At 73.1% G+C, this 17,440-nt stretch carries 13 protein-coding genes; 11 read left to right on the top strand and 2 right to left on the bottom strand.

What is annotated here, in order from left to right; genetic code table 11:
* Positions 1-21 precede the first annotated feature (21 nt).
* The gene (locus tag ACFU7Y_RS06850) at positions 22-297 is read right to left on the bottom strand and encodes a hypothetical protein (protein ID WP_224278261.1); all 276 of its coding nucleotides are present in this window, start codon (positions 295-297) and stop codon (positions 22-24) included.
* Positions 298-513: 216 nt separating this feature from the next.
* Between ACFU7Y_RS06850 and asnB the strand changes: the two genes are divergently transcribed.
* The 3 genes from asnB to ACFU7Y_RS06835 all read left to right on the top strand — a co-directional run bounded on the left by asnB (position 514) and on the right by ACFU7Y_RS06835 (position 5,340).
* Positions 514-2,364 (top strand): asparagine synthase (glutamine-hydrolyzing), encoded by a 1,851-nt coding sequence (gene asnB / locus ACFU7Y_RS06845; RefSeq protein WP_224278270.1) that lies wholly within the window; start codon positions 514-516, stop codon positions 2,362-2,364.
* A gap of 294 nt (positions 2,365-2,658) precedes the next feature.
* On the top strand, positions 2,659-3,753 hold the full coding sequence (locus tag ACFU7Y_RS06840; RefSeq protein WP_224278262.1) for a hypothetical protein: 1,095 nt from the start codon (positions 2,659-2,661) through the stop codon (positions 3,751-3,753).
* 162 nt (positions 3,754-3,915) lie between these two features.
* Positions 3,916-5,340, top strand: a complete 1,425-nt coding sequence (locus ACFU7Y_RS06835) for a pyridoxal-dependent decarboxylase (RefSeq protein WP_224278264.1) — start codon at positions 3,916-3,918, stop codon at positions 5,338-5,340.
* A gap of 33 nt (positions 5,341-5,373) precedes the next feature.
* Here the strand turns inward: ACFU7Y_RS06835 and ACFU7Y_RS06830 are convergent, their stop codons facing one another.
* Complete coding sequence (locus tag ACFU7Y_RS06830; RefSeq protein WP_380766695.1) at positions 5,374-5,664, bottom strand: muconolactone Delta-isomerase family protein; 291 nt, start codon at positions 5,662-5,664, stop codon at positions 5,374-5,376.
* Positions 5,665-5,992: 328 nt separating this feature from the next.
* On the opposite strand from ACFU7Y_RS06830, the gene ACFU7Y_RS06825 reads away from it, so the two are divergent.
* The 8 genes from ACFU7Y_RS06825 (at position 5,993) to ACFU7Y_RS06790 (ending at position 17,397) form a co-directional block, all read left to right on the top strand.
* The gene (locus ACFU7Y_RS06825) at positions 5,993-6,718 is read left to right on the top strand and encodes an SDR family NAD(P)-dependent oxidoreductase (protein WP_380766694.1); all 726 of its coding nucleotides are present in this window, start codon (positions 5,993-5,995) and stop codon (positions 6,716-6,718) included.
* 45 nt (positions 6,719-6,763) lie between these two features.
* Positions 6,764-7,138 (top strand): YybH family protein, encoded by a 375-nt coding sequence (locus ACFU7Y_RS06820; RefSeq protein WP_380766692.1) that lies wholly within the window; start codon positions 6,764-6,766, stop codon positions 7,136-7,138.
* Positions 7,139-7,346: 208 nt separating this feature from the next.
* Positions 7,347-8,045, top strand: a complete 699-nt coding sequence (locus ACFU7Y_RS06815) for a GNAT family N-acetyltransferase (RefSeq protein ID WP_380766690.1) — start codon at positions 7,347-7,349, stop codon at positions 8,043-8,045.
* Between the two features lie 261 nt (positions 8,046-8,306).
* On the top strand, positions 8,307-9,569 hold the full coding sequence (locus tag ACFU7Y_RS06810; RefSeq protein ID WP_224281748.1) for a MurT ligase domain-containing protein: 1,263 nt from the start codon (positions 8,307-8,309) through the stop codon (positions 9,567-9,569).
* 46 nt (positions 9,570-9,615) lie between these two features.
* Entirely contained in the window at positions 9,616-10,344 is a 729-nt protein-coding gene (locus ACFU7Y_RS06805; protein WP_224281746.1) for a type 1 glutamine amidotransferase, read from the top strand.
* 352 nt (positions 10,345-10,696) lie between these two features.
* Positions 10,697-11,722, top strand: a complete 1,026-nt coding sequence (locus ACFU7Y_RS06800; RefSeq protein WP_224281744.1) for a 6-phosphofructokinase — start codon at positions 10,697-10,699, stop codon at positions 11,720-11,722.
* A gap of 135 nt (positions 11,723-11,857) precedes the next feature.
* The gene (locus ACFU7Y_RS06795; RefSeq protein WP_380766688.1) at positions 11,858-12,853 is read left to right on the top strand and encodes a 2-hydroxyacid dehydrogenase; all 996 of its coding nucleotides are present in this window, start codon (positions 11,858-11,860) and stop codon (positions 12,851-12,853) included.
* Positions 12,854-13,386: 533 nt separating this feature from the next.
* Positions 13,387-17,397, top strand: coding sequence for a hypothetical protein (locus tag ACFU7Y_RS06790; protein ID WP_380766687.1), 4,011 nt, complete (start codon positions 13,387-13,389; stop codon positions 17,395-17,397).
* Positions 17,398-17,440 lie beyond the last annotated feature (43 nt).

Here is a 17,440-nt window from a genome sequence, read left to right as displayed (position 1 = left end):
CGGAAGGTCGGGAACGACGGCTCAGCCGTAGACGATCCGCCGCAGCTGGCGGGCCGAGAGCTCCGGCGCCGAGACCCGGCGCTGCGGCAGTTCCTCGGCGAGCCGGGCGAAGATCCGCTCGTTGGTCAGACCGCGTGCCTGGAGCTCGGTGTGGCGGCGGCGCACGTACTCCTCGGTGCTCTCGGAGAAGTACGCCAGCACCTCCGCCACGACCCGCGCCGCCTCCCGGGGCCCGAGCGGGCTGGTCCGGGTGAGGTGGGCGAGGAGGTCTTCGTGAGGGTGGGGTGAGCTCGACACGAGTGAGGAGCCTAGGTCGGGCGACCCACCGAAGCCAAAGTTCCTGCCCGAAATCGGGCAGACATTACGACTTTCGACACGCCTTCACAGCATCTCCACATTCGACCGTCAACCGGCCACCCGTTCGCCCCCGCTCCCGAAAGCCCCTTGAAGCGGCGTCGACTCCGCACGTAGCGTGACCCCTTGAACACGAAGCGGAAGACCGGAGGCTTGCTGATGTGCGGGATCACCGGATGGGTCGCGTTCGAGCGCGACCTCACCTCCGAACGGGGTGTCCTCGACGCGATGACGGCCACCCAGCTCCGCCGCGGCCCGGACGCCGGCGGCGTCCACCTGGAGCCGCACGCCGCGCTCGGCCACCGCCGGCTCGCGGTGATCGACATCGCGGGCGGCATCCAACCGATGACGGTCGAGCACGACGGCCGGCCGCTGGCCGTGCTCACCTACAGCGGCGAGGTCTACAACCACCGCGAACTGCGCGCGGAACTGGAGGCGGCCGGGCACCGCTTCCGCACCCACAGCGACACCGAGGTCGTGCTGCGCGCCTACCTGGAGTGGGGCGAGCACCTGGCCGAGCGGCTCAACGGCATGTTCGCCTTCGCGGTCTGGGACGTCCGGCGCGAGGAGCTGCTGCTGGTCCGCGACCGAATGGGCGTCAAGCCCCTGTACTACCACCGCACCCCGGACGGCGTGGTCTTCGGCTCCGAGGTCAAGGCCCTGCTCGCCCATCCCGCCGTCCGCCCGGTGGTGGACCTGGACGGGCTGCGCGAACTGCTCGGCTACACCCGCACCCCCGGCCTCACCCCGTACCGGGACGTCCACGAGGTCCGGCCCGGGCACGTCGTCCGGGTGCGCCGCGAGGGCCTCTCGGTCCGCCGCTACTGGGCACTGGAGGCACGCGAGCACGGGGACAGCCTGGAGGCCACCGTCGCCACCGTCCGGGCCCTGCTGGACGACATCGTGCACCGCCAGCTGGAGGCGGACGTCCCGCTCTGCTCGCTGCTCTCCGGCGGCCTGGACTCCAGCGCCGTCACCGCCCTCGCCGCCCGGACGCTGGGCGCCGCCGGGGCCGGGCCGGTGCGCTCCTTCTCCGTCGGCTTCGCCGGGCAGAGCGAGAACTTCCACGCCGACGACGTCCGGCAGACCCAGGACGGCCCGTACGCCCGGCTGCTCGCCGACCACGTCGGCGCCGACCACAGCGTCGTCGAGCTGGACGCGGCCGACCTGACCGACCCGTCCCGGCGCTCCGCCGTGCTGCGCGCCCGCGACCTGCCGAACGGCGTCGGCGACATGGACACCTCGCTGCTGCTGCTCTTCCGGGGCGTGCGCCGGCACTCCACCGTCGCGCTGTCCGGCGAGTCCGCGGACGAGCTCTTCGGCGGCTACCGCTGGTTCCACGACCCGAAGACCATCGCCGTCGAGGACTTCCCCTGGGCGCTCGGCCTCACCGACATCGCCGGCGGCGGCGCCACCCCGCGCGAGCACCTCCTCGACGCCGAACTGCTCCGCAAGCTCGACCTGGACGGCTACCGCAGGGCCCGCTACCGCGAGGCGATCGCCGAGGTCCCGCACCTTCCGGCCGCAGATCCACTCGAACGGCGGATGCGCGAGATCTCGTACCTCAACCTGACCCGCTTCGTCTGCATCCTGCTCGACCGCAAGGACCGGATGAGCATGGCCAACGGCCTGGAGGTGCGGGTGCCGTTCTGCGACCACCGGCTGGTCCAGTACGTCTTCAACACCCCGTGGGCGATGAAGTCCTTCGACGGACGGGAGAAGAGCCTGCTGCGCGCCGCGGTCCGGGACGTGCTGCCGCAAGCGGTCGCCGAACGGGCGAAGAGCCCGTACCCGGTCACCACCGACCCGCACTACCCGGCGAAGCTGCGCGCCGGACTGGCCCGGCTCGCCGCCGAACGCACGTCCCCGGCCCTGGACCTGCTGGACCGGCGGCGCCTCGCCGACGCGCTCTCCCCGGACACCGACCCGCAGTCCGTCCGGCTGGCCGTCGACCTCGCACTGGACTTCGACGCCTGGCTGACGGAGTACCGGGTGACGCTGGAGCTGTGAGCAGCGGAGTCGGCAGCGCCGGAGCCCCGAACAGCGGAGGGCGGAGCACCGGCGCCGCCACCCGCGCGGCACCGGGGCGCCAGGCACCACCACCCGGACGGCGCAGCCGCCGACGCCCGCGCCCCCATACTCCGTCCGGGTGATTGTGCGGGACCATCCCGCCGGGCCCGGAGGTCCCAGGGTGCGGTAGCGTCGCCGACGCCTCCCGAATGGCGGACGAACTCGTGGATTACCGCTCACGTACCGTCAGGATGGAAGCGAAACGTTCACCTCGATCCGCCGGGGGATCCCGTCATGCAGCCGCGCGTCTTCGCGATTCTCACCGCCCTGCTCCTGGGCGTCCTGGGCCTGGGATCGGTGGCCGTCACCGACTGGTCGCCCGCGGCGGCCACCGAGACCCAGGCCGCCGGCGCCCGGCTTTCCGCGGCCGGCCCCGCGAGCGCCACCCCGACCGGCGACCCGGCGGTGTGGACCCGCTCCACGCTGCGCAACAAGCTGATGGCCGAGATGGACGCCACCGACCCCGGCGTCGCACTGGCCGACCTCGACAAGATCACCAAGGAGAAGCCGTACACCGTGCGCTTCTGCCACCCGATCGCGCACGAGCTCGGCCACGCGGCGGTCAAGCGCTTCAACGCCGACTTCCAGAAGGTCATCTCCTTCCCGCACGAGACCTGCGCGGCCGGCTACCTGCACGGCGCGGTCGAGGAGATGCTCAACGCCTCCACCCAGCCCGAGACGGACCTGCTCAAGCTCTGCGCGCCCAAGAACGCCGGCCCCTGCATCCACGGCGTCGGCCACGGCACCATGTTCGTGGTCAAGCAGGACGTCGCCAAGGCGCGCGACCTGTGCAACAAGTTCCCCTCCGAGCAGAACCGGATCCGCTGCTCCGAGGGCCTGTTCATGCAGCTCTTCGGCCCGGACGAGGAGGACGAGCAGGCCAAGGCCAACCTGCCCGCCGACAAGCTCGCCCAGGATCCGCTCTACCCGTGCAAGGACCAGCCGGCGTTGTTCCAGTCCGCCTGCTACTTCTACGCCCCGACCTTCTACCTGTCCTCGCACGACTACCCGAACCACCCCGAAATCTACGCCGAGGCCCTCAAGTGGTGCCTGAACGGCAAGGCCGACGGCGGGGCGGTGGACTGCAGCCGCGGCGTCGGCTCACGCACCATGAAGTACAACCTGGACCGCGAGGACTGGGCGGCCGAGCAGTGCGCCACCGCCGCCGACGGCTGGCAGCGCAAGGCCTGCGCCGAGGGCCTGGTCAGCTACTACACGGTCAACTACACCGACGGCGGCGCGGCCGGACGGCTCTGCGCCAAGATCACCAACAAGGAGATGCAGGGCTACTGCCGCTCGGCCGGCGGCCTGTCCAGCTCGTTGGACTGACGCTCCCGGTCTCCCGGACCGACGCTCCCGGTCTCAGCATGAGGGCCCGCGCCGCACGGCGAGGGTCCTTTTGCATACGATCACCCGATCATCGCCTGATCAGGGTGCGCCAAGGAAGCCGCGCCTCGCCCAGCCAGTCCCCCGGCCTCCCTGGAGCACGCCATGACCACCGAGGACTTCCGCGCCGCCGCGCACGCCACCGCCGACCTGGTCTCCGACTACCTCGCCGAACTGCCCGGTCGCCCGGTCTGGCAGCCCATGGACGAGACCGCCCGCCAGGCCCTGCTCGACGCCCCACTGCCCGCCGGGGGCCGCCCGCTCGACGAGCTGATCGGCGCCATCGGGCGGGACGTCCTGCCGTACCCGATGGGCAACGGCAACCCGCGCTTCTTCGGCTGGGTCAACTCCGCCCCCGCCCCCGCCGGGGTGCTCGCCACCCTCGCCGCCTCCGCGATGAACCCCAGCTCGGCCGGCGGCGACCACGCCGACGTCCACCTGGAGCGCGCCGTGGTCCGCTGGATAGCCGAGCTGGTCGGCTTCCCGCACCCGGCCGGCGGCGGCCTGCTCACCTCCGGCACCTCGATGGCGACCATCGTCTGCCTCGCCGCCGCCCGCAACCGCGCCGCCCGGCTCGCCGGCCGGGACGTCCGCGAGGACGGCCTGGCGGGACTCCCGCCGCTGGTCGGCTACGTCACCGGCGAGACCCACTCCTGCGTCCGCAAGGCCGCCGAACTCCTCGGCCTCGGCAGCCGGCACCTGCGCACCGTGGCCACCCGCCCGGACGGCCGGCTGGACACCGCCGACCTGCGGGCGGCGATCGAGCGCGACCGCGCGGCCGGCCTGCTGCCGTTCCTCGTGGTCGCCTCGGCCGGCACCGTCGGCGCCGGCGCGGTGGACGAGTTCGGCCCGATCGCCGACCTGTGCGAGGACCAGGGCCTCTGGCTGCACGTGGACGGCGCGTACGGCGCCTTCGGCCGGCTCGACCCGGCCATCGCCCACCGCTACGCCGGCCTGGAGCGCGCCGACTCGCTCGCCCTCGACCCGCACAAGTGGCTCGGCGTCCCGGTCGACTGCGGCTGCGTGCTGGTCCGCGACACCGAGGAGCTGCGCGGCACCTTCAGCCTCGTCCCGTCCTACCTGCGAGACGAGGCAGCCGGCACGCTCGGCTGGTTCTCCGAGTACGGCACCGAGCAGACCCGCCCCTTCCGGGCCCTGAAGGTCTGGGCCACCATCGCCCACAAGGGCCGCGACGGCCTCGCCCAGGACATCACCCGGTGCACCGCGCTGGCCCGTCGGCTCGGTGAACTCGTCGAGGCGGACGAGGAGTTGGAGCTGCTCGCCGAGGTGCAGACCTCGATCGTGGCGTTCCGCCACCGTGCGCCCGGTCTGGACGGGGCCGCCCGCGACGCCCTCAACCGCGACCTCCCCGTCGCCGTCCAGCGGCGCGGCCGGGTCTTCGTCACCGGCGCCCGCCTGGGCGGCGCCGAGATGCTCCGCGCCTGCCTCCTCAACGCCGCCACCACGGAGGCCGACCTCCACCTCCTGCTCGCCGAGGTCAGGGCCGCGGCGTCGGAACTGCTGCGGTAGACCGCTGCGCCGGGGCGGGCGGGCCACCGCCGGTCAGCGGCTCCCGGGGTCGTTGGGGTGCGGTTCGAGTGCCGTCACCGTGGCCGTCATCCACGGCCACAGCGGCAGGCTGCCGAGCACCTTCCCCCGGAGCTCCGCCTCGTCGGCCGCCCGCCGGACACCGATGCTGCGCCGCTCGCCGACCGGACGCCACAGCCGCGCCAGGTGGCCGGCGGCGGCCGGCTCGCGGGCGCGGACGGCCTCGGCGGCGCGCCGCCGGTCCACCTCCTCGGCGGGGGTGCCCTCGGGCACGACGGTCGTGATCTCGACCAGGAACTCGTTCACGGCCCGGCTCCGTCCTCAGGGGGTTCCGTCGGGATCGCACCCCAGGACCGGGGCTCCGCCGCCCCCTCACCGTCCGTCCGCCGCCCGGCCGGCGCCACGACCGGCGGCGGCAGCGCCCCCGACCAGGCCTGGAAGACCCAGCCTTCCGGGAGGGAGGAAGCCGGTCCCGGCGCTGGGGCGGTTCGGCGTTGCCCGACCATGGCGCCCGGCCTACCGTCGAGGAGTCGACCGGCGAACGCCCCGAAAGGACGGAGCCGCCACCGTGGTCGACACCGATCCCACACCCGCCACCGGGCCGATGCCCGGCCACACCCACCGGAGGCAGGTCATGCCCACGTCCCGGTCAGTGCCGCGGCAGAAGGTCGCCCTCATCACCGGAGCCTCCCAAGGCATCGGGGCCGGCCTGGTCGACGGCTACCGCAAGCTCGGCCACGCCGTGGTGGCGACCTCGCGCGGCATCGCCCCCGCCGACGACACGGGCGTCCTCGCCGTCCCGGGCGACATCGCCGATCCGGCGACCGCCGAACGGCTGGTCTCCGCCGCGATCGAGCGCTTCGGCCGGATCGACACCCTGGTCAACAACGCGGGACTGTTCGTCGCCAAGCCCTTCACCGACTACACGCCCGCCGACTACGCCGCCGTGACCGGCGTCAACCTGACCGGCTTCTTCCACCTCACCCAGCTGGCCGTCCGCCAGATGCTCTCGCAGGGCGGCGGACACATCGTCAACATCACCACCAGCCTGGTCGACAACGCCGACACCCGGGTCCCCTCCGTGCTCGCCTCGCTGACCAAGGGCGGCCTGCAGTCCGCCACCAAGTCCCTGGCCATCGAGTACGCCACCCGGGGCATCCGGGTGAACGCCGTCTCCCCCGGCAACGTCCGGACCCCGATGCACGCCCCCGAGACCCACGACCACCTGGCCCGGATGAACCCCGTCGGCCGCCTGGGCGAGATCGCCGACATCGTCGACGCCGTGCTCTACCTGGAGAACGCGGCCTTCGTCACCGGGGAGATCCTCCACGTGGACGGCGGCATGAGCGCCGGCCGCTGAGCCCCCGCTGCCCCGTCCCTTCCCTTCGACTCCCGGAGCAGAGCGATGAACCGGACCGACGCCCAGGACGAGGCGATCCTGCGCGACGTGCTCGACCGCTGGAAGGCCGCCGTCGACCAGCACCGGCCCGACCGGGTGGCCGCCCTCTTCACCGAGGACGCGGTCTTCCAGGGCCTGCACCCCTACAGCGTCGGACGCGCGGGCGTCGCCGCCTACTACGAGTCCCAGCCGCTCGGAATGACCGCCGAGTACCGCGTCCTGGAGACCCGCCGGCCGACCGAAGGCCTGCTCCTCGGCTACCTGGCCACCGAGTTCGCCTTCACCGACCGCCCGACCCTCACCGTCAACCTCGGCGTCCTACTGAAGCGCTCCGACGACGGGTGGGCCATCGCGCACTACCAGGTCTCGCGACTGCCCTGAGCGCCCGGAACGCCGTCCACCGTCGGCCGCCCCGGCCGCATGAGGCACCGGTCGGGACCTGCGCCGACGCCGTCCCGATCGGCCGACCCGCCGTCCCGAACCCGTCCCGAACCCGTCCCGGCGTCCCACCGCCCGACCGCGACACGGGCATTCGCACGTTCACGATCACGTAACCGAACGGAAGCGCACCGTCGGTAGCGTCGGCGGCATGAAGGCATCACGCACGCGCCCCGAACGGCTCTGGCACCGGCCCTTCCGCAGGTCCGACCGCAGGTGCGCGGCGCCCGACGGACAGGCCACCCGGCTGCCCGCGCTCACCGGCGGCCCGTACCGGACCGTCCGGCCGCACCCCTCCGCCACCCGCACCACCGGCCAGGCACCGGAGGCCCCGTCCCGGCTGTCCCTGCCGGACGGGACCGGGCTGCTGCTGCGTCCGGCCGGGCCCGCCGACCGGGCGGCGGCGCTGGCGATGCACGACCGCTGCTCCCCCGCCGCGCTGCGGCTGCGCTACCACGGCCCGGTCCGCGACGCCGGCCGCTACCTGGACCACCTCCTGGACCCCCGGCACGGCCGCAGCCTCGCGGTGACCGCCCCGGACGGGCGGATCGTCGCGCTCGGGCACCTGATGTGGGACGACGGCGAGGCCGAGCTGGCCGTCCTGGTCGAGGACGCCTGGCAGCGGCACGGGCTGGGCCTGGCGCTGCTGCGGCAGCTGTCGGCAACGGCCCGGGCGGCCGGCGTCCGGACGGTCTACGCGGTGACCCACGGCACCAACACCGGGCTGATCGCCGCGATGCGACGGCTGGACGCGCCGCTGGACTTCCGGGCCGACGACGGCACCCTGGTGATCACCGCCACGCTGGCCGCCGGGAATCCGGCCGGCTGCACCCACCGCCCGGACCGCTGATCATTTCTTCACCAGATCCTTACCGGACGGCTCGGGAACCCGGCGGTACCCGTGGAGCGTCGTCAAGCAGTAAGGGGTCGCTCCGTACACCGCCCTCCTTGACGGGCCCTCAGCAGCACCCGCGAGCGCGTCGCAGCAGGCGGCGCGGGGTCCGGATCGTCCGGTCGGGCGACGGAGTCGGTAGGCTGGCCCCCGTCCCCGCCGCCCGACGGCCCGTTATCCGGTCGCGGGCGGTGCCGCAGCAAGGAGGAACCACTGAGCATGGCAGGCACCGAATCGGAGCCCACAGGCGCACGCGACGCCTCGCTGCCGGCGCGCGCCAAGATCGCGGTCACCGCCGGCCGGGTCGCCGCCGCCGTGTCGCGCAAGGCCGGGCGCGGGAGCGGCTCGGTGATCGGCGGCAAGGTCGCCCTCAAGCTCGACCCCGACCTGCTCGCCACCCTCGCCGACCACCTCGACGTCGTCCTGGTCAGCGCGACCAACGGCAAGACCACCACCACCCGCCTGATCGCCGAGGCGCTGCGCGCCGCCGGCCCGGTGGTCTCCAACGCCCTGGGCGCCAACATGCCCGCCGGCATCACCTCCGCCCTGGCCGGCGGCACGGACGCCCGCTTCGGCGTGATCGAGGTCGACGAGAAGTACCTGGCGACGGTCGCCCGCGACACCCGCCCCAAGGCGATCGCCCTGCTCAACCTCTCCCGCGACCAGCTCGACCGCGCCGCCGAGACCCGGATGATGGCCGAGAAGTGGCGCGAGGGCCTCCAGAACACCGAGGCCGTGGTCATCGCCAACGCCGACGACCCGCTGGTGACCTGGGCCGCCTCCTCCTGCAAGAAGGTGGTCTGGGTGGCCGCCGGACAGGCCTGGAAGGAGGACGCCTGGTCCTGCCCCGCCTGCGGCGGTGTGATGCAGCGCCCCGGCGACGACTGGTTCTGCCAGGACTGCGGCTTCCGCCGGCCCAACCCGCACTGGGCACTCCAGGGCACCCACGTGATCGACCCGCAGCGCGGCGCCTGGCCCATCCAGCTCCAGCTGCCCGGCCGGGCCAACCTGGCCAACGCCACCAGCTCGGCCGCCGTCGCCGCCGTGTTCGGCGTCGCCCCGCAGGTCGCCCTGGAGCGGATGCGCTCGGTGGCCGCCGTGGCCGGCCGCTACGACGTGGTCCAGTACCAGGGCCGGGACATCCGCCTGCTGCTGGCCAAGAACCCGGCCGGCTGGCTGGAGACCTTCTCCCTGATCGACGGCCCGCCCGCTCCGGTGATCCTCTCCGTCAACGCCCTCGACGCCGACGGCACCGACACCTCCTGGCTGTGGGACGTCGACTACGAGCGCCTCGCCGGGCACCCGGTCTTCGTGATGGGCCAGCGCAAGCTGGACCTGGCGGTCCGTCTGGAGGTCGCCGGGCTCCAGTTCCACGTGGTCGACACCCTGGAGCAGGCCGTCCGGATGGCCCCGCCCGGCCGGATCGAGGCCATCGCCAACTACACCGCCTTCCAGCAGCTGCGGAAGGTCGTGGCCGGCTGATGCCGCGCCCGCACACCAGTCTTTACGTGACGGAAGGCCTTCGAGGATGAGTGAGAGCAGCCTGCGCGTGGTCTGGGTCTACCCGGACCTGCTCAGCACCTACGGCGACCGGGGCAACGCCCTGGTCGTGGAGCGCCGGGCCCGCCAGCGCCACCTCAACGTGACCCGGATCGACGTCCGCTCCGACCAGGCGATCCCCACCAGCGGCGACATCTACCTGATCGGCGGCGGCGAGGACCGCCCGCAGCGCCTGGCCGCCGAGCGGCTGCGCGCCGACAGCGGCCTGGTGCGGGCCGCCGAGAACGGCGCGATCATCTTCGGCGTCTGCGCCGGCTTCCAGATCATGGGCCACGAGTTCATCAACGACCTCGGGGAGCGCGAGCCGGGCCTGGGCCTGCTCGACGTCTGGACCACCCGCGGCGAGGGCGCCCGCTGCGTCGGCGACGTGCTCGCCGACGTCGACCCCCGGCTCGGCCTGCCGCAGCTGACCGGCTTCGAGAACCACCAGGGCGTCACCCACCTCGGCCAGGGCGTCCAGCCGTTCGCGAACGTCTCCGTCGGCCGGGGCAACGGCACCGGTGACGGCACCGAGGGCGCCTGGCGGGACACCGTGTTCGGCACCTACCTGCACGGCCCCGTGCTGGCCCGCAACCCCGCCGTGGCCGACATGCTGCTCAAGCTGGCACTGGACGTGAGCGCCCTGCCGCCGGCCGACACCACCTGGTACGACGCGCTGCGCGCCGAGCGCATCGCGGCCGCGACGCGCCCCCAGTAGTACATCCGTACGCCCCGGTCGGGTGCCCGCCATGCGGTCACCCGGTCCGCGGGCGGCCCCGGAAGTACCACAATGGGGGCTGCCTACTGCACACCCTCCTCGGCAGCAGGCTGCAATTCCGCGCGGGGGCGCCGACGGCGCCGCTCCCGCGTCGGCTCCTGCCCGGCCGGACCAGGGGCCGTATGCTCGACTTCGCGGCCGTTTTCGGGCGTTCTGTCCGGATCGGCCGGTCCTTCACCCCACGGCCGCCTCCCCGCCACCACGGTGCGGGAGCGCCCCGTTGCGGTGTCGGCTCGTCGTCCCAGCCTGTAGTCCGGCCGTTCCTCGGTTCTGCTCGGGAGTTGCAAAGCTAATGCGTATTGGAGTGCTGACCAGCGGCGGTGACTGCCCCGGCCTGAACGCGGTGATCCGCTCCGTGGTCCACCGGGGGGTGGTCGACCACGGCGACGAGATCATCGGGTTCGAGGACGGGTGGCGCGGATTCCTGGAGGGCCACCACCGCCCCCTGACCCTGGACTCGGTGAGCGGCATCCTGGCCCAGGGCGGCACCATCCTCGGTTCCTCCCGGGTCCAGCCGAGCCACCTGCGGGACGGCGTCGAGCGGGCCAGGAAGTACTGCTCCGACCTCGGCCTGGACGCGGTCATCCCGATCGGCGGCGAGGGCACCCTGAAGGCCGCCAAGCTGATGAGCGACGCGGGCCTGCCGATCGTCGGTGTGCCGAAGACCATCGACAACGACATCGCCGCCACCGACGTGACCTTCGGCTTCGACACCGCCGTCTCGGTGGCCACCGAGGCTCTGGACCGGCTGAAGACCACCGCCGAGTCCCACCAGCGGGTCATGGTCGTCGAGGTCATGGGTCGGCACACCGGCTGGATCGCGCTGAACGCGGGCATGGCGGCCGGCGCGCACGCCATCGTCGTCCCGGAGCGCCCGTTCCACATCGAGAAGCTCACCGCCGTCGTCCGCGAGCGCTTCGATCGGCAGAAGAAGTTCGCCATCGTGGTCTGCGCCGAGGGCGCCAAGCCCGAGCCCGGCACCATGCACTGGGAGGAGGGCACCAAGGACATCTACGGCCACGAGCGGTTCACCGGCATCGCCACCCAGCTGTCCCGCGAACTGGAGCACCGCCTCGGCAAGGAGGCCCGGCCGGTGATCCTCGGCCACACCCAGCGCGGCGGCACCCCGACCGCCTACGACCGGGTGCTCGCCACCCGCTTCGGCTGGCACGCCGTCGAGGCCGTCCACAAGGGCGCCTTCGGGCACATCACCGCGCTGCAGGGCACCAACATCAACCTGGTGCCGCTGGCCGAGGCGGTCGCCGAGCTGAAGACCGTGCCGCAGGACCGCTACCTGGAGGCCGAGACGGTCATCTGACCGCCCTGCGCCCTCCCGCGGGCCCCCGGAGCGCACCGCGCGCTCCGGGGGCCCGCGCACGTCCCGGACGTCCGGTGGCCCGCGCCCGGCCCCGCCCGCTAGCGTGGCCGCAGGAGCCGACTGGAGGGACCGGGCATGGAGATCCTCGCGTACGGGGTGCAGGCCGACGAGCGGCCGCTGCTGGAGCAGGCCTTCGCCGGCCGGCACGGGCTGCGCTGCCTGGACGTGTTCCTCAACCGCGACACCGCCCCGCTGGCCGCCGGCTACCCGGCCGTCAGCAGCAGCGTCAACGCCGTCCTGGACGCCGAGACCCTCGCCGCCCTCGCCGCCGGGGGCACCAAGCTGATCGCCCAGCGCTCCACCGGCTTCAACAACATCGACCTCGACGCCGCCGCCGACCTCGGCCTCACCGTCGCCCGCGTCTCGCACTACAGCCCGCACTCCGTCGCCGAGCACGCCTGGGCCCTCGCCCTGGCCGTCAACCGCCGCCTCAACCGCGCCGCCAACCGCACCCGCGAGTTCGACTTCCGCCTCGACGGCCTGCTCGGCCGGGACGTCCACGGCATGACGGTCGGCGTGATCGGCACCGGCAAGATCGGCGAGTGCTTCGCCCGGATCGCGGCCGGCTTCGGCACCGAACTGCTCGGCTGGGACATCGCGCAGAACCCGGCCTGCCTGGACCTCGGTATGACGTACACCGAGCTGCCCGAACTCCTCACCCGCGCCGACCTGGTGAGCCTCCACGTCCCCCTCCTCCCCGCCACCCATCACCTCATCGACGGGGCCGCCCTCGCCCGGATGAAGGACGACGCGATCCTCGTCAACTCCAGCCGCGGCGGCCTCGTCGACAGCGCCGCCCTCGTCGAGACCCTGCGCGACGGCCGCCTCTCCGGCGTCGGCCTCGACGTCTACGAGGAGGAGACCGGCGTCTTCTTCACCGACCGCTCCATCCACGGCATCACCGACGACACCCTCGCCCGCCTCGTCACCTTCCCCCAGGTCCTCGTCACCAGCCACCAGGCCTACTTCACCCGCACCGCCGTCGGCCAGATCATCGACGCCACCGCCCGCAACATCGACGACTACGCCGCCGGCCACCGCAACGAGAACACCCTGGTACCGAAGGCCTGACCCCGCGAGGAGCCGGGTCGTCCCGGCGTTCACGGACCGTGAGGCCCGCCGGCCACAGCGGGCGAAGGACGTCCGGCGGCGACGGACGGCTGACGCCTCACCGGGCCGCATCGCCGACCGTCCTGCCGGGGCCCGGGGCCCCCTTCCCAGGGCTCCGCACGCCTCCGGGACCCGGCAGTCCGTGTCGGAGCGCGGAGCCCAGGCCGAGGAAGTGGAACCCGCCCAGCGTCGTCCGGGCACTTTCGGGGTCGGAACCGGCACAGCCCATCCGCGGAACACGCGCCGACGTCCCGTCAACGCGACGGTGACGACACCCTCGCCGACCTCGCGCTCTCACGGGCCGCATCCGAATCCACGGTCCTGCCGCCCTCCCGCCGGAGGCCCCTGATCCATCGTCAGCTGGGGTACGGGACGGGCTGGTCGGAGTTCCGGAATCCGATGGCACCGTGCGTATGCGCCTCGCTAGACTCCGCCCGCTCGATCACATGTGTGGTCTTTCCGTGAGCGCGACCTGCCCACAATGGGGGGAATGGATGAACGTGCTGCCGATCGGCAGACGAGTACGACGGAAGCGAGGTGGAGGCGGCCGCGCAGCCGCCTCCGGGGCCCTCCTGCTGGCCGTTCTGGCCTCGCTGGTGGGCCAGGCCGCACCGGCCCAGGCCGTGGGGGCAACTCCTACGGCGGGCGCTCCGGCGGACCAGAGCTCGAAGCCGAGTCCGACCGCTGACCCGAGCCCGACCGCGAAGTCGAGCCAGAACCCGAGCCCGACCGCGACGGCGGGCACCACGGCCGCCGCGCCGGACCGGAGGGCCGACCAAGGAGCCGCCGCCCGCGAGCTCCAGCAGGCCGCCCCGAACGGCCCGTGCCCGACGGAGCTGCAGCCCGGCACGGTGGCGAGCTGCACCCTCGACCAGAGCGCGACCGCCGTCTTCAGCCTCACCCTGCCGCAGCAGAAGGACCTGCTGCTCGTGCAGATCGTCGCCACCCAGGGATCGATCACCCCGACCGTGGTCGCACCGGACGGCACCATCGTGAACTGCGACGACCCGGTCGGCCCGAGCTGGGGCAGCAACAAGGCCCTGCGGTGCGCCATCACCCAGGCGGGCACGTACACGCTGAAGGTCGGCATCGTCACCGGTTCGGCGACCGGTCTCGCGGTGTCGTACCTGCCGCTGCTGTCCACCGCGGCCTGCCGGACGGTGAGCGCCGCCGACCTCGCCCTGGGCGCCCCGACCGTCTTCCAGGGCTCGCTGGCACTCGGTTCGGCCGGTGACTGCTACCAGGCGAACGACCTCGTCGCCGGCGACATGCTCCGCACCGGTTCCGCGGTCCAGCGCGGCACCGTCGTCGTCTACGACGCCACGGGCGCCCAGGTCTGCGGCCAGTGGATCTACCCCGACTGCCGGCTCACCGGCACCGCACCGTTCCGGATCACCGTCCAGCGCCACAACGGCGAGGCCCTGGCGTACGACTTCTTCGCGGCGCGGCTCTCCCACCCGGAGGGCTGCACGCTGGTCGAGCCCCAGGCGTTCGGTGTCTCCCCGGATCTGACCTCCGCCACCCGGTGCCGCACCCTGCGCGTCCCGGAGTCCGCGAGGTACGACTTCGGCCCGGTCGTCCAGAACGACGGCTCCGTCTCCGGCGGGCTGCTCGCAGCCGACGGCACCCCGAAGGGCGGACTCTGCTACCAGGGCGCCTGCGACCTGACACCTGGTGACTACACCTGGGCCGTCGACGCGTACGCCACCTCGGTCGGCGCGTTCGGCATGGCCTTCCACTCGACCAAGGAGACCAGGGGCTGCGTCGCCACCAACGACACCGGCCTGACGGCCGGCCCGGCCACGGGCACCTTCGACGGGCCTGGCCAGCAGCTCTGCCTGTCCCTGCCGACCGCCTCCGGAAAGGGCGTCTACCTGCTCAACCGGCCGCCCGCCGACGGCACGCCGGTCAATGCCCAGGTCCTCGACGCCTCGGGCGCCAAGCAGTGCGAGATCAGCGGCGGCTCGTCCACCACCTGCAAGCTGACCGGCATCGCCCCGTTCCGCGCGGTGCTGACCGGAACGCCGTCCAAGGCCTACGGGCTGGTGGTCCACCGGACCGAGGTGACCGACGGCTGCACCGCCTGGCCGCAGAGCGGGTTCGACGGCACCTGGGGCGCCGAGGTCCCGCTGACCGCGGCCGCACCGCAGGCCTGTCTGAGCCTGCCCGCGGACCAGCACTCCACCCTCGAACTGGTCGACTACACCAACATCAAGAACCAGCTCAACGCCGAGGTGACGGTGGTCGACGCCGCCGGCACCCCGGTCTGCACGGCGGTCTCGTACGGGAACTCGGCCAAGACCTGCCGACTGGCCGCCGGCGCCCCGTACACCGCGCTGCTGAACGGCTGGGGCGGGCCGGACACGTACAAGCTCGTCCGGCACGACATCTCGCCGAGCGGGAACTGCCTGACCCCGGCCTCGACCAAGGTCGGCGGCCCCGGCACCTCCTTCGACCTGACCTCGGCGCTGGACGCCCGCTGCGTCCGGATCACCGCCGCGAGCAGCGACAAGTACACGCTGGGCGTCCGGACCTCGGACGGCCCGAACGGCAAGAACGCACTGCTCAGCGTCGTCGACACCGAGGGCAAGTGGCTCTGCACCCAGTTCGGCACCGCCTGCAAGCTCACCGGCACGGGCTCGTACACCGCGGTCGTGCTCGCCTCCGGGTACCAGGGCAAGCCGATCCACACCAGCGTCGACGCCTGGAAGTTCCAGACAGCCGAGGGCTGGGCGCCCGAGTGCACCGCGAACCCGATCGCCGTCGAGGGCTTCCCGCAGCGCAGCGGGGTGTTCACCGACGACTCGACCGGCTACTGCGCGGTGGTCGACATGAAGGCCAACCAGTCCTTCAACGTGGTCGGCACCAGCAGCGCCACCGGGATGAACGACATCCCGTGGCTGGGCCTGATGCGGGGCTCCCGGTGGGACGACTACTCCGGATACCAGTGCATTTCCAACTACGGGACCTTCGGGGGCCGGTGCCTGTCCGACTCGCAGGCCGAGCAGGCCGTACTGGTGCTGAGCAGCGTCACGGCGGGCACACCGGTCGAGTACAGCATGCAGGGCACCTGCGACTCCGCCTGCCCGGTACCGCGGCCGCAGACGGCCCTGACCTCGGTCAGCCCGTCCAGCGGCGCCGCCGGGACGAGGGTCCAGGCCGTGATCCGGGGCAAGGGGCTAACCCTGGGCAGCAGGGCCAAGCTGGTGGGCAACGGCTCCTCCAGCTGGCCGCTGCTGTCGACGCTCTCCGTGAACGCCGACGGCACCGCGCTCGACGTGCTGCTCGACACCAACGGCCTGGCGCCGGGCAGTTACGGCATCGCGCTCGACGGCGTCTACGGGGTCTCGCTCCCCGACGCCTTCACCGTCACCGCCGCCACCGCCCCGGCCAGGAGCCGGTTCGTCCCGATCACTCCGGCCCGCTTCCTGGACACCCGGGACGGCACCGGCGCCCCCGCGCAGCGGGTCGGCCCGGGCGGCGTGGTCGAGCTTCAGGTGGCGGGTGTGAACGGTGTTCCGGCGACCGGGGTCACGGCGGTCGTCATGAACGTCACGGCCGTGGACCCGACCGAGCCGGGCTGGGTCACGGTCTACCCCGACGGCCGGCCGCTGCCGGGCGTGTCCAACCTCAACTTCGGGACCGGGCACACCGTCCCGAACCTGGTGACGGTGCCGGTGGTGAACGGGAAGGTCGACCTGCGCAACGAAGCAGGCTCGGTCGACCTGACCGCCGACGTCACCGGCTACTACACCGACGCGGCCACCGGCTCGGCCTTCTCCCCGATCACTCCGGCCCGCTTCCTGGACACCCGGGACGGCACCGGCGCCCCCGCGCAGCGGGTCGGCCCGGGCGGCGTGGTCGAGCTTCAGGTGGCGGGTGTGAACGGTGTTCCGGCGACCGGGGTCACGGCGGTCGTCATGAACGTCACGGCCGTGGACCCGACCGAGCCGGGCTGGGTCACGGTCTACCCCGACGGCCGGCCGCTGCCGGGCGTGTCCAACCTCAACTTCGGGACCGGGCACACCGTCTCCAACCTGGTGACGGCGCCGGTGGTGAACGGGAAGGTCGACCTGCGCAACGAAGCAGGCTCGGTCGACCTGACCGCCGACGTCACCGGCTACTACGGGGACTCCGGCTCGGCCTTCTCCCCGACCACCCCGGTTCGGCTGCTGGACACCCGCAAGGGTGTCGGCGCCCGGGCCGGAACGGTGGGCCCCGGCGGCGTCCTCAGCGTGCCGGTGACCGCGATCGAGGGCGTGCCGGCCACCGGTGTGACCGCCGTGGTCCTGAACGTCACGGTCACCGAGCCGACGGCGGACAGCCGACTGACCGTCTACCCGCACGGGACCGCCCGCCCGGACGCGGCGAACCTCACCTTCACGGCCGGGCAGACCAGGGCCAACCTGGTCGTCGTCCCGGTGGTGGACGGCCGGGTGTCGCTCTTCAACCAGTGGGGTGACACGCACGTGATCGCCGACCTGAACGGCTACTTCACGGCCTGATCCCGCACCGCCCCGAACGCCGCCGTGCCGCCCGATCCCCGGG

Origin of the sequence: Kitasatospora sp. NPDC057542 (genome assembly GCF_042801945.1) — a bacterium.
GTDB lineage: Bacteria > Actinomycetota > Actinomycetes > Streptomycetales > Streptomycetaceae > Kitasatospora.
The sequence above is the reverse complement of the archived record's forward strand: the minus strand, read 5'-3'. Positions and strand labels throughout refer to the sequence as shown.